Raw genomic sequence first — 12,889 nt, 5'->3', positions numbered from 1 at the left:
CGCTTGCGAAAACTCAACGCGGCATCGTGCGCAGGCGTTCCGCGGCCTCGCGCAGGCTGGCGGCGGTGCTGTCCCAGCCCAGGCAGGCGTCGGTGATGGAGACGCCGTAGCGCAAGTCTTGCGGGCGCGCCAGCTTTTGGTTACCTTCGAACAGGTTGGATTCGAGCATCACGCCCTTGATCGAACGGTTGCCGTCCAGGATTTGCCCGACCACGTCTTTGAGCACCAGCGTTTGCAGCGCATGGTTTTTGCGCGAGTTGGCATGGCTGCAATCGACCACGATGTTGACCGGCAACTTGGCCGCCCTAAGCGCGGCCTCGGCTTGCGCCACCGCCACCGAGTCGTAGTTGGGCACGGCACCGCCGCGCAGGATCAAATGGCCAAACGCATTGCCGCGCGTCTGCGTCAGCGCCACCTGACCGTCACCATTGATACCCAGAAACGCATGCGGCTGCGCTGCCGACAACATACCGTTCAAGGCAACGTCCAGGTCACCGTCGGTGCCGTTCTTGAAGCCGACCGGGCTCGACAGGCCGCTGGCCATTTCACGGTGCGTCTGGCTCTCGGTGGTGCGCGCGCCGATTGCGCTCCAGGCGATCAGGTCGCCCAGGTACTGCGGCGTGATCGGGTCCAGCGCCTCGGTGCCGCAGGGCAGGCCCATGTCATTGAGCTCCACCAGCAGGCGCCGCGCGATGTGCAGGCCTTCTTCGATGTCAAACGAGTCGTCCATGTGCGGGTCGTTGATCAAGCCCTTCCAGCCGACCGTGGTGCGCGGTTTTTCAAAGTACACGCGCATCACGATGAACAGTTGGTCGGCCAGCTCATCGGCCAGCGCTTTGAGGCGCTGCGCGTAATCCTTTGCCGCGGCAATGTCGTGGATCGAGCAGGGCCCCACCACCACCAGCAAACGCGGGTCGCGTCCGCTCAGAATACTGGCCACCGCCTGGCGTGCCGTGGTGACCGTCTGGGTGGCGCGCACGCTGGCGGGCACATCGTCGTGCAACTGGGCCGGCGAGAGCAAGGTGTGCTGGGACAGCACGTTCAGGTTTTCAAAGGCCGAGGGGAAAGTCATGGCAGCGCCTGTTCCATCAAATTTATAAGAAATCGGGCTCTAGCCCCCGTTGTAACTGCGTAAGTAGCTATATATTTAATAGCGTTCTTATGGTGATTCTTGCAGCGCCTCGTCCAGCACTTCGATCCAGTGGCGCACCGGGGTGTCGGTGCCGCTTTGCAGGTGCGTGATGCAGCCAATGTTGGCCGAGACGATGACATCGGGGGGCGCCGCGCCAAAGGTGGTGTTCAGGTGGCCGAGCTTGCGCGCCAGCAGTTGATGGGACAAATCCGGATTCAGCACGGAATAAGTGCCGGCCGAGCCGCAGCACAGGTGCGCCTCGAAACCGGTCACTTTGATGTTGAAACCCAACTCGCCCAGGTAACGCTCGACGCCGCCGCGCAATTGCTGGCCGTGTTGCAGGCTGCACGGCGGGTGAAAGACCATGGCGCCGGCCTGTTTTGACACCTGCGGCGAGACCCGGCTGCGCAATTTTTCACTCAGCTCGGGCAGCCATTCGCTCACGTCCTGCGTCAGGGCGCTGATGCGGGCGGCCTTTTCCGCATAGACCGGATCATCCCGCAGGATGTGGCCGTATTCCTTGACCGTGACGCCACAGCCCGAGGCGTTCATGAGGATGGCTTCGACCCCGGCGTGGCCGTTGTGGCCTTGCAGATAGGGCCACCAGGCATCGATGTTGGCGCGCATTTCCATCATGCCGCCATCCTGGTCGTTCAGGTGAAATTTCACCGCACCACAGCAACCGGCTTTCGGCGCGATCACGCACTGGACACCGGCCGCGTCAAACACCCGCGCCGTGGCGTGGTTGATGTTGGGCGCCATGGCCGGTTGCACACAGCCCGCCAGCAGCAGCACCTGGCGCGCGTGGCCGCGCGTGGGCCAAGCACCCGCGCTTTGCTTGGCCGGCACCTTGGCCTGCAGGGCGGCAGGCAGCAAGGGCCGCACCATCTGGCCCAGTGCCATGGCGGGGGCGAACAGCGGTGACGGCAGGCCCTCTTTGAGCACCCAGCGCAGGGCACGCTCACCGGCCGGGCGGGGCACTTTGGCATCGACCAGCTTGCGCCCGATGTCGAGCAGATGGCCGTACTGCACGCCGCTGGGGCAGGTGCTTTCGCACGAACGGCAGGTCAGGCAACGGTCCAGATGAAGTTGCGTCTTGCGCGTCGGCGTGGCGCCTTCAAGCACCTGTTTCATCAGGTAGATGCGCCCACGCGGGCCGTCCAGCTCGTCACCGAGCAACTGGTAGGTCGGGCAGGTGGCGGTGCAAAAACCGCAGTGCACGCACTTGCGCAGGATGGCTTCGGCAGCCAGACCGTCGGCCGTGGCCTGGTATTCAGGGGCGAGTTGAGTTTGCATCGGGGTACATCCGGCCACGGTTGAAGATACCGGCCGGGTCAAACTCGGCCTTGAGGCGCTGGTGAATCTGAGCCAGCACCGGCGTTAATGGATGAAAACGAGCTGTAGCCCCCGTTTTATCTGCGTCAGGCGCTCTAAAAAGCATAGCATTCCCGCCCGCATCGGTCGCCGCCTGACGCAGTTGCGCTTGTGCCGTCAGCGGCGCCCAGAGCCAGCGCAGGCCGCCGTGCCACTCGATCAGGGGCGCGTAGGGCAAGGCCAGCGCGGGCGCAGTGGGCGGCAAGGACAGGCGCCACAAGCCCAGGTCGGGCGCGGGCGGCTGGAAGAACGGCAGGGTTTGGTCGCGGCAGGCGGCCCAGTCGGGGCCGGCTTGCGCGTTGTCCAGGCGCGCGCAATCACCGCCTGCGGCTTGCAGGTCGGCCAGCAGGCGCGGGCAGGCCGCTGCGACCGCCGCACTGGCGCCACGCAAGCGCACAAACAAGGTGTCACGCGCCGGGCTGACGCTGTCGTCACGCACCCAGCAACTGGCGTTCAAGGGCAGCGGCTGGCCGCCCCAGCGCTGCAGCAAGTCAAGGGCGGCTTGCTGCGCGATGCCAGCCGCCATCAAAGTGGCCTCAAAGGGGGCCAGCGGCAGCACTTTGAGCGACATCTCGGTCAGCACGCCGAGCGTGCCCAGGGCGCCCACCATCAGGCGCGAGACATCATAGCCCGCCACGTTTTTGATCACCTGGCCGCCAAACGTGAGCAACTCGGCGCGGCCGTTGAGCAGCTTGACGCCCAGCACATAGTCGCGCACGCCACCGACGCTGGCACGGGCCGGGCCGCTCAGGCCAGCGGCCACCATGCCGCCGACGGTGGCACCGCTTGGACCGACGCCTGGCAGCGCAAAGTGGGGCGGCTCGAAGGCCAGGCACTGGCCTTTTTCAGCCAGCACGGCTTCCAGCTCGCTCAAAGGCGTGCCCGCGCGCACCGTGACTACCAGCTCGCTGGGCTCGTAGCTGATGATGCCGCTCAAGCCGGTGAGGTCGAGCACCTCGCCTTGCAGCGACTGGCCATAGAAGTCTTTGCTGCCGCCGGCACGAATACGCAACGGGGTGCGGTGGGCAGCGGCGGCGCGAATACGCTCGGTGATCTGATGCAGTGGGTCCATAGGGTGCAGGCCGGAGATGGCGCGTTGGGAGGTAGTGCCAATGGTAAGGGTTAGTCGACAAAGAAGTTGACCGGCAGGCCGGGGACGCTGACGCGCATGGCAAACACGCAGCCCGACTCGGGAAAGCGGGTCAACTCGGCCGCACCGCGGCCATGGCGCGCCGAAGTGACAAACAGCGTCTGCAGGTCCTCGCCACCAAAGCAGGGCATGGTCGGGCATTGCGCGGGCACGGCGAACTCGGCCAGCAAGCTGCCGTCGGGTGCCAGTTGGCAGACGCGGCGGCCCTCGTACATGGCCACCCAGTAATTGCCAAGCACGTCAACGGCAGCGCCATCCGGGCGGCCCTGGTAGCCACCGTTGTTCGCCGCGCCGTCAGACTGCCAGCCCGGCGGCTTGGGCGCGAACTGGGCAAAGGTGCGCTGCCCGGTCAGGCAGTTGCGCGCCAGGTCGTAATCCCAGGCCTGGATGGCATGGCTGGGGGTGTCGGCCCAGTACAGGGTGCGGTCATCCGGACTCCAGGCCAGGCCGTTGGCGGTGGTGGCGGGCAGCACGGTTTGATCGAGCTGGCGCTCAATCTGCGGCGGGATGCCGGCGCGGCAGTCCAGGCAATAGAGCGCGGCATTACGCGCCACCCGGGTCTCGTCCAGCGTGCCAATCCAGAAGCGCCCCAGCGCGTCACACTTGCCGTCATTGGCGCGCAGGTGCTGCGGGTCGTAGTCGAGCGTGGCGATGTGTTGCAGCGGCCCACCCCACTCGCGGGCTCGAAACACGCCATGGCGCAGCGCAATCACCAGGCCGCCACCGGCCGCGGGCGCGATGCAGCCGGGCTCACTGGGCATGGCCCAGGCCTCAACCGGGCTCAGGCCGGGCTGGGTGCGCAGGATTTTCCGGCCCGCAATATCGACCCAATACAGCCGTTGTTCGTGCGGGTGCCAAAACGGCGATTCGCCCAGGAGGCAGGGTTGCGGGGTGACGGTTTGCCAGCTCATAGTCCAGGAGTGTCGTGGTGGGTTTTGCGGGTGACCATTGTGCCTTGTTGCGCCGGCCGCTCGCAGCGTGGCGACCAAGCGGCCATCACCTTGCGCGTCCGGACCCAAGCCGGGGTCGCGCCGGGATCAGGCAGGATTTGTTTGCTCCTAAAATCGTACAGCGCATTTGGCGCAAAAACAGGGGTTCCACCGCTATGACAACTGAAGATATCAGCTTCACTGATTTCATCGCCTCATCGATTCACGACATGAAGAATTCGCTGAATGTTCAGGTCAATGGCCTGGAAACCATCGCCGATGCCTGTCGGGCGCGCTTTGATGACGACACCCTGGCGGCACTGGGGCCCATCATCCATCAGGCGCACCGCATGAACGCCAACCTGATCCAGCTGCTCAGCCTCTACAAGCTCGGCAAATCGATTTACCCGGTGGACATTGCCGAACAGTCAGTCGCCGATGTGATCGCAGAAACCCTGCTGCACAACCGCTCGGTGATGGAGTTCAAGGGCATCACGATGGACGTGGATTGCGACGAGGGCTGCTACTGGTATTTTGACCGCGACCTGGTGACCGGCATCTTGCTCAACGCCCTGAACAACGCCTACAGCTACACCACCGACAAGATTCGCATCGCCGCCCGCATTGAAGGCGGATTCCTTGAGCTGCGGGTCGAAGACAACGGCCGGGGTTACCCCGACACCATGCTGCAAAGCGACGGTATGGCCGCCAACAAGGGGGTCAATTTTTCAAGCGGCAGCACCGGCCTGGGGTTTTATTTTTCTTCCCGCGTGGCCCAGATGCACAAAAACGGCGCTCGACAGGGTTCGCTCACGATAGAGAACGGCGGCGCCTATGGCGGCGGTTGTTTTGTCGTGCGCCTGCCCTAGCCCACCTTGACGAGACCCTGACCATGACTTTTTCACTCCCGCAAGCCAACACCTTGATCATTGACGATTTCCAGGGCATGCGCACCATGCTGCGGGACTTCGTCCGGCTCATGGGCGTCACCCGAATCGACACCGCCAGCAATGGCCATGAGGCCATCAACCAGCTCAGCGCCAACAAATATGACATTGTTATTTGTGATTACAACCTCGGGCCTGGCGCCAACGGGCAGCAGGTGCTGGAGGAGGCCAAGCTGCGCAATTTTGTCGGCGTGTCCACCATCTGGGTCATGGTCACGGCCGAAAAAACAACCGACATGGTGATGGGGGCGGCGGAGGTCAAGCCCGACGACTATCTGCTCAAACCGATCAACCAGGTGCTGCTGCAAAGCCGTCTGGAAAAATTGATCACGCGCAAGCAGTCGCTCGGTGCGATCGAGGCTGCCATCCGGACGCAGGACTACAGCGCTGCCATCGCTCTGTGCGATCAGCAGCTGAATGCGCGCGCGGTCAATCCGCAGGAAGTTTTGCGCATCAAGAGCGACTTGCTGCTGACCCTGGGCGACTACCCGGCCGCGCGGACACTGTTCGAGTCGGTGCTGGCATTGCGCAGTGTGGCGTGGGCCAAGACCGGCCTGGGCAAGGTCTTGTTTTACGGCCAGGACTATGCCGGTGCGGTGCAATTGTTTCAGCAGGTGCTGCAGGAAAACCGGATGTACATGGAGGCGGCCGACTGGCTGGCCAAGACCCTCGACGCGATGGGGGACAGCGCGCAGGCCCAGCAAGTACTGGAGGACGCGGTGCAACTGTCGCCCAACTCGCCGATCCGCCAAAAGACCCTCGGCGACACGGCCTACCGCAATGGCGCGCTCGATGTGGCGCAGGCGGCGTTCGAGAAGACCATCAAGATCAGCGAATTTTCGCCGCACAAGAACCCGGCGGTGTACGCCCGGCTGGCGCGGGTCTTCTCGGACCAGGACTCCCCTGAAGAAGCGCTGAACATCCTCAAACGCAGCAAAGCCGACTTCCGATACAACCCGGCCGCCGCCCTGCAAACGGCGGCGGCCGAAAGCCTGGTCTATCAAAAAATGGGGCAGGTGCAGAAAGCCGAAGCGGCCATGCTGGATGCCGAGCGACTGATGGAACAACTGGCCGACAAGGTGAGCCCCGAGATGACGATGGAGGTGGCCAAAGCGCTGTTCAAACTGGGAAAAAAGGACAAGGCATGCGGCTTGCTCCGGGACCTGGTCAAAAACAACCATGAAGACGGCGAACTCTCCAGGCAGATCGGCGCCGTCTTTGAGGGCGAAAACATGGCGGAAGAGGGCCAGACCCTCATCAAGGCCTCGCGCAATGAAGTCATCGACATCAACAACCAGGGCGTCACGCTGGCCAAGCAAGGCGACTTCCAGCAAGCGGTCAAACTATTGCGAACTGCCGCGCAGCAGCTGCCCCATAACGAAGTGATCAGCGTGAACCTGTGCGGCTTGCTGATTGGCCTGATGCAACAAAAAGGCAAGACCGAGGACCTGGTTCTTGAAACCAGAGAGCTGCTCGGCCGGGTGCGCGAAATGAACCCGGTCAACCAGAAATACCGCGCCTATGCGCTCGCGCTGGCCCGTCTGACGAACGAGCACTAGCGCTGATTGATCGGTCGCTGAGTTCCCATTGCCAACATGGGCGTTTGAAATTTGATTGGCCGGGAAGCAGCGTTAGTTGACAGCCACCAATGCCCGGTAGCCGGAAGTACAAATTCACGATTTGAGGTGCCGACCAGCCGACCGTCGCGGACTTCGGCAACTTGCCCATGTTGACATCCAGAGTTTGGGGCCGCGATCGCGAATTGACGGTCCGCGTTACATACAACGGCCGTTGCAGATCATTGCAACGAGTCCACAAGCTGATGTCACTGCCCTCAACCTATTTTCCTCCAATCGTGCGGTAGTCGATGTAGCCAGCGTCGTTGCCGCCAAAAAAGCTATTGCGGTCAGCAATATTCATTGGTGCGTCAACCTTCAATCGCTCCACAAAGTCCGGGTTGGCCAGCACCATCTGACCGTAAGACTCCAGGTCAGCCAAGCCCCCGTTTAGGTCTGATCCGATCTGCTCGCGAGCGCGACCGGGGTGGTTCACCATCAAAGTTCCTGTCCAAAGTCTGCGTATATCGGCCAGCAAGGGCACGTCACCTTGGTGCATGATGTGCAAATAGGCAGGGCCCAGCCTGTTCAGTTCTGCCACCAAGTAGCGATAGAGAGCCGGTCCCTCGGGTCCTTCGTCAATTCCCCACAAGGTGGTTCCGGGTGACAACCGGATTGCAGTGCGGTCGGCACCGATTTCCTCAGCGATAGCTTGCGCCACTTCAATCGCAAAACGTGCACGGTTCTCGATGGGACCACCATACGCATCTGTTCGTGAATTTGAGCTGGGGGCCAAAAACTGCTGAACCAGATAGGCATTTGCACCATGAATCTCTACCCCGTCTGCACCTGCTTCTATCGCTCGCTTGGCTGCGAAACGGAAATCGGTGGTGGTCTGGCGAATCTCGTTCAGACTCAGCGCCCGCGGCGCCGGTGCTGGCTGCAAACCCGTGGGAGTAAACATTTGCGCGCCGGACTCAATCGCTGAGGGGGCCACACTCTGGCGATGGTGTGGCGTGTTGTCAGGGTGCGACAAGCGACCGGCATGCATGAGTTGAATGAATAAGCGGCCCCCTCGGTCATGAACCGCATCGCTAACGGTCCGCCAGCCCGCGACGTGGGCATCGGTGTAGATGCCGGGTGTCAACATGTACCCCTGCCCGTCCTCTGAGGGCTGCGTGCCCTCGGTGATGATCAGGCCAACGCTTGCGCGCTGCGCGTAGTATGTTGCAGCGGACGCTCCGGGAGTGCCGTCAAACTGCGCACGTGAGCGGGTCATGGGTGCCATGGCCAACCGGTTGCTCAAGGTAACGCGGCCAAGCTGAATGGTGTTGAATAGTGAAGTCATAATTTTCTCGTTTGGTTATGTAGAGTAGGCAAGTTGGGTCACGCGACTTGTGAATCGACAGCACGTTCGACAAGCGTGCGTGACTCCGTCAGGAAAGCCCTGATGTGGGCGCCGGTAAGACCGGCCGAAGGATGGATGGCCTGGCCTTTGTTATTAAACAAGGTACCTGTGAAACCATTGATCTGTGAATTCAACATGAGCGGGACAATGCGCCGCGCATACGTCTCCGCAGTGGGCGTGAAAACGCCGATAAGCCCCTCCAGCAGTGCAAACAGGAATTTGTTGCCGCCGAGAAGATTGATGCGAATGTCGGTCTTGATCAGCCCTGGATTGAGTCCATAGGTGTTGATATTGGGATAGCGCTGGGCACTATCGAGCACCAGCATTTCATTACCGGCGACCGTGTTCATGTGGGCACTCATTGCGCTATACGCACTCTCGGAATTGAGGTCTCCCAGCGTGCCAGCCTGCCCGGTGCCGGGGTAGCCCATGATGAACACTCGGGACTTCCGATGTCCTTTGGACAGTTGCACGCCTAGTCGATGCGCAATACCTTGCAGGATGACCTGTCGGCTCAAGAAGCTCACGGCCATATCGCGCTCCAATCCCTCTAATGTCTCCTGCCGCTTGCGTGCAGCAAAAATTCCGGTGGTGAAGATCACCAGATCCAAAGTCTCTGCTGGCAGACTACTGGCCACCCGTCGTGCCTCATGCATCAAGCTGAGGTCGGCTTGGACGAATTCGATGTTTGGCACTCCGGCATCGCGAAAAGTTTGACCGACCACTGTGACGTGTGCGCCATGTGTGGCCATCTCGCGTGCCAGCGCTCTGCCAATGCCACCGGTGCCCCCAATGATGGCGACCTTTTTGCCAGCCACTTCACTCGGGTTGAATCGTGATGCTGACAGTTGCAGCGATGGATCTTTTTTCATAAGAGTTGTTCCTTGTTTCGACGGGTTGAATTTTGAATTAACTTACCAGTAAGATAAAGATGGTTTCATGGGAATCATTGATCTATTTACGGGGCAATAGGATGGAGTTATTGAACGACATGGCGCTTTTTGTAGAGGTCGTCAACGCCAAGGGTTTTCGTGGCGCCGCTGATGCCACCGGGGTTCCCAATTCCACGGTGTCCAGACGCATTGCGTTGCTGGAGAAGGCCATCGGACTTCGACTATTGCACCGAACCACGCGACGCGTGGAGTTGACCGAGGCTGGGCGCATTTACTACGAACGCTGTCGACGCATCGTCGATGAAGCCCGGATCGCGCATGAGCAGTTGGGCGAGATGTTGGCCCAACCCAGCGGTGTGTTGAGGGCCTCTTTGCCCGTCGATTTTGCATCCATCTACCTGGCCCCCATCATCACGGAATTTGCGCAGCACTATCCCGGCATCCGTTTTGAGTTCGACCTAACGCCCCGCCGGGTAGACCTGATCACGGAGCCCTTTGACGTGGCAATTCGGGTGGGAGATTTGCCCGACTCCACGCTCATTGCACGGCAACTCGCCAGCATCAAAGCAGAGGTGTTCGCGTCACCTGGGTATCTCGCCAAGGCAGGCGAACCTCAAATCCCTTCGGATTTGTCAAAGCATGAATGCCTGGGTTTCCCCAAAGTCGAGCATTGGGTGCTTCAAAGCGGCGTCCATACGGAACAGGTTCCGGTCAGCGGGCGCTATGTGCTCAACAACGTGGGCATGTTTCGACGCTTGGCCACGTTGGATCAGGGGCTGATTCTGTTACCCCGTGCGGTAGTTGCCGAAGATATTCAATTGGGTCGCCTGCGGCATGTATTGCCAGGGTGGCATGGAAAGCCACAGCCTGTCTACGCGTTAACAGAGACGCGACTGTTACCGGCGAAAACTCAGCGGTTTATTGAATTTGTGCGGGACCGCATAGCAACAATGAGTGCAGTTTGACGGACCGGTGAAGGTTATTGCCGAGAATTCGCTGGGAGACCGTTGATGGCCAATCCGGAAATAGGTTTCGACGAAGTCCGGGCCACTTTGCCGACTTTCCAAGGCATAGCCGAACGGCAGGTTTAGAGGAGGCAAATCGAAAATTGCTGCACCCGCTTAGTGTCTTTTGCGGTCGCAACCTACCGCTGACGGGTTGGATGGAGAAAAAATCATCCATCGAACATTTAGCGGTAGCTTCCCGAGCCCACGAAGTCCAGCGTTGATCACTGTCGAGTGGGCTGATATTCAGGCACCGGCCAAAGAGGTTTTGACTGACCTCGGCTTTCTTGCGGAGCCGCACCACATCTGCAAAGGTGTATCCGGGCACGGGTTGCAAAACCTTGACCCGAAAAAAAAGCCCACCCGAGCCACAGACTCGGGTGGGCTTGCAGCGTGATCCGGTTTAGTTGCTGTAAGCGGTTTCGCCGTGTGACGTGATGTCGAGACCTTCGCGCTCGTCTTCTTCACTGACACGCAGACCGATGGTCAGGTCGACAATCTTGTAGGCAACGAAGGACACGACGCCCGACCAGACAATGGTGGTCAACACCGCTTTGGCCTGAATCCAGACTTGCGATGCAATCGAGTAGTCGGCGCTGGTCACCATGGTGGCAGTCACCCAGTCGGCCACATAGCCGGGGCCGCCCAGTGCGGGCGAGTTGAAGACGCCGGTCAGCAGCGCACCGACGATGCCGCCGACGCCGTGCACGCCAAACACGTCGAGCGAGTCATCGGCACCGATCAGCTTCTTGAGCCCATTGACACCCCACAGGCAGGCAAAGCCGGCCACCGTGCCAATCACCAGGGCACCGCCGACACCCACATTGCCCGCAGCTGGCGTGATGGCAACCAGGCCCGCCACCGCACCGGAGGCCGCACCCAGGATCGAAGCCTTGCCGCGCATCAGCGCTTCACCGACAGACCAGGCCAACACCGCCGCCGCCGTGGCGCCAAAGGTGTTGATGAAGGCCAGCGCGGCAAAGCCGTTGGCTTCGAGCGCCGAGCCGGCATTGAAGCCGAACCAGCCGACCCACAGCAAGGAAGCTCCCACCATGGTCAGCGTCAGGCTGTGCGGGGCCATGGATTCCCGGCCGTAGCCGATGCGCTTGCCCACCATGTAGGCGCCGACCAGACCGGCCACCGCCGCATTGATGTGCACCACGGTGCCGCCGGCAAAGTCGAGCGCGCCCGATTGCCACAGGTAGCCGGCTTTGGCGTTCATGGCATCGACCACGTCTTTGGCGCCGTAGGCGTCTGGCCCCATCCAGAACCACACCATGTGGGCGATCGGGGCGTAGCTGAAGGTAAACCACAGCGCCATGAACATCAGCACGGCCGAGAACTTCATGCGCTCGGCGAAAGCGCCGACGATCAGGGTGCACGTGATGCCGGCAAAGGTGGCCTGGAAGGCGGCAAACACAATTTCGGGAATCACCACGCCCTTGCTGAAGGTGGCGCCGTTGGCGAACGTGCCCGCCACGTTGTCCCAGATGCCTTTCATGAACAGCCGGTCGAAGCCGCCAATGAAGGCGTTGCCCTCGGTGAACGCCAGGCTGTAGCCGTAAATGAACCACAGCACGACGATCAGCGAGAAGGTGACCATCACCTGCATCAACACCGACAGCATGTTTTTGGAGCGCACCAGGCCACCGTAAAACAGCGCCAGGCCAGGCACCGTCATCAGGATCACCAGCAGGGTCGACACCATCATCCAGGCGGTGTCGCCCTTGTTCGGCACCGGTGCCGGCGCGGCGGCTGCGGCGGCCGGGGTGGCTGCGGCAGCGGGTGCGACTGACGCAGCCGGCGCCGCCGCTTCAGCGGGTTTGGCCTCTGCCGGGGCAGCGCTGGCGGACGCCGCTGCGGGCTCCGCCGTGGCGGCCGGGGCTTGCGCCAAGGCGGCCGAGCCACCAGCGAGCAGACTCAAACCCAGGGCAAAGGAAAGCAATAATTTTTTCATGGTAAGTTTTCTCATCAAGGTGGGGGCGAGGCGCTTACAGCGCCTCCTTGCCGGTCTCGCCGGTGCGGATGCGCACGACTTGTTCAACGTCATAAACAAAAATCTTGCCGTCGCCAATCTTGCCGGTGCGGGCGGCGCCCTCAATGGTTTCAATCACCCGCTCGACCAGTTCATCGGCGACGGCGGCTTCGATCTTGACCTTGGGTAGAAAGTCGACCACGTACTCGGCGCCGCGGTAGAGTTCGGTGTGACCTTTTTGACGACCGAAGCCTTTGACTTCGGTCACGGTGATGCCCTGCACGCCGATGGCCGAGAGTGCTTCGCGCACTTCGTCAAGCTTGAAGGGTTTGATGATGGCGGTGACGAGTTTCATGATTTCTCCTTGGCATGGAATAAGTGAAGGGTGCTCCGTGAATTCAGTTTCATCAGCTTCTCCGATAAAGTGGGTACACAAGAGTCTTAAGCATGGTTCATGCCACTATTTTTGCGACAGCGGGTGGTGATTAGCGATGGCGGTCGCCTTGGGTTTGCGCTAATAT

Annotated in this window: 11 protein-coding genes; 3 read left to right on the top strand and 8 right to left on the bottom strand. The window is 61.2% G+C overall.

Annotation, left to right across the window (positions count from 1 at the left end; genetic code table 11):
* Positions 1-13 precede the first annotated feature (13 nt).
* From RFER_RS02400 to RFER_RS02385, 4 genes are all read right to left on the bottom strand, one after another.
* Complete coding sequence (locus tag RFER_RS02400) at positions 14-1,072, bottom strand: 3-deoxy-7-phosphoheptulonate synthase (RefSeq protein WP_011462807.1); 1,059 nt, start codon at positions 1,070-1,072, stop codon at positions 14-16.
* A gap of 87 nt (positions 1,073-1,159) precedes the next feature.
* Positions 1,160-2,428, bottom strand: coding sequence for a glycolate oxidase subunit GlcF (gene glcF, locus RFER_RS02395; protein WP_011462806.1), 1,269 nt, complete (start codon positions 2,426-2,428; stop codon positions 1,160-1,162).
* Positions 2,406-3,578 carry a glycolate oxidase subunit GlcE gene (glcE, locus tag RFER_RS02390; RefSeq protein WP_011462805.1) on the bottom strand — a complete coding sequence of 391 codons (1,173 nt, stop codon included), beginning with the start codon at positions 3,576-3,578 and terminating at the stop codon, positions 2,406-2,408. Before glcE ends, glcF begins: the two co-directional genes overlap by 23 nt.
* 50 nt (positions 3,579-3,628) lie before the next feature.
* Positions 3,629-4,567, bottom strand: a complete 939-nt coding sequence (locus RFER_RS02385) for an SMP-30/gluconolactonase/LRE family protein (RefSeq protein WP_011462804.1) — start codon at positions 4,565-4,567, stop codon at positions 3,629-3,631.
* A 194-nt stretch (positions 4,568-4,761) separates the two neighbouring features.
* On the opposite strand from RFER_RS02385, the gene RFER_RS02380 reads away from it, so the two are divergent.
* Both RFER_RS02380 and RFER_RS02375 read left to right on the top strand, forming a co-directional pair.
* Positions 4,762-5,454, top strand: a complete 693-nt coding sequence (locus tag RFER_RS02380) for a sensor histidine kinase (protein WP_011462803.1) — start codon at positions 4,762-4,764, stop codon at positions 5,452-5,454.
* Between the two features lie 23 nt (positions 5,455-5,477).
* The gene (locus RFER_RS02375) at positions 5,478-7,091 is read left to right on the top strand and encodes a tetratricopeptide repeat protein (protein WP_011462802.1); all 1,614 of its coding nucleotides are present in this window, start codon (positions 5,478-5,480) and stop codon (positions 7,089-7,091) included.
* Between the two features lie 280 nt (positions 7,092-7,371).
* On the opposite strand, the gene RFER_RS02370 is transcribed toward RFER_RS02375, so the two are convergent.
* Both RFER_RS02370 and RFER_RS02365 read right to left on the bottom strand, forming a co-directional pair.
* Positions 7,372-8,436 carry an alkene reductase gene (locus RFER_RS02370; RefSeq protein WP_011462801.1) on the bottom strand — a complete coding sequence of 355 codons (1,065 nt, stop codon included), beginning with the start codon at positions 8,434-8,436 and terminating at the stop codon, positions 7,372-7,374.
* Between the two features lie 38 nt (positions 8,437-8,474).
* Complete coding sequence (locus RFER_RS02365) at positions 8,475-9,368, bottom strand: SDR family NAD(P)-dependent oxidoreductase (RefSeq protein ID WP_011462800.1); 894 nt, start codon at positions 9,366-9,368, stop codon at positions 8,475-8,477.
* 101 nt (positions 9,369-9,469) lie between these two features.
* Here RFER_RS02365 and RFER_RS02360 point away from each other — a divergent pair, with 101 nt between their 5' ends.
* Complete coding sequence (locus RFER_RS02360) at positions 9,470-10,354, top strand: LysR family transcriptional regulator (RefSeq protein WP_011462799.1); 885 nt, start codon at positions 9,470-9,472, stop codon at positions 10,352-10,354.
* Positions 10,355-10,796: 442 nt separating this feature from the next.
* On the opposite strand, the gene RFER_RS02355 is transcribed toward RFER_RS02360, so the two are convergent.
* A complete protein-coding gene (locus RFER_RS02355; RefSeq protein ID WP_041790050.1) occupies positions 10,797-12,350 on the bottom strand; it encodes an ammonium transporter in 1,554 nt (517 codons plus the stop codon).
* A 34-nt stretch (positions 12,351-12,384) separates the two neighbouring features.
* Positions 12,385-12,723 carry a P-II family nitrogen regulator gene (glnK, locus tag RFER_RS02350; RefSeq protein ID WP_011462797.1) on the bottom strand — a complete coding sequence of 113 codons (339 nt, stop codon included), beginning with the start codon at positions 12,721-12,723 and terminating at the stop codon, positions 12,385-12,387.
* Positions 12,724-12,889 lie beyond the last annotated feature (166 nt).

It is taken from the genome of Rhodoferax ferrireducens T118 (genome assembly GCF_000013605.1).
Lineage (GTDB): Bacteria > Pseudomonadota > Gammaproteobacteria > Burkholderiales > Burkholderiaceae_C > Rhodoferax > Rhodoferax ferrireducens.
This window is presented reverse-complemented; position numbering and strand designations above follow the sequence as displayed.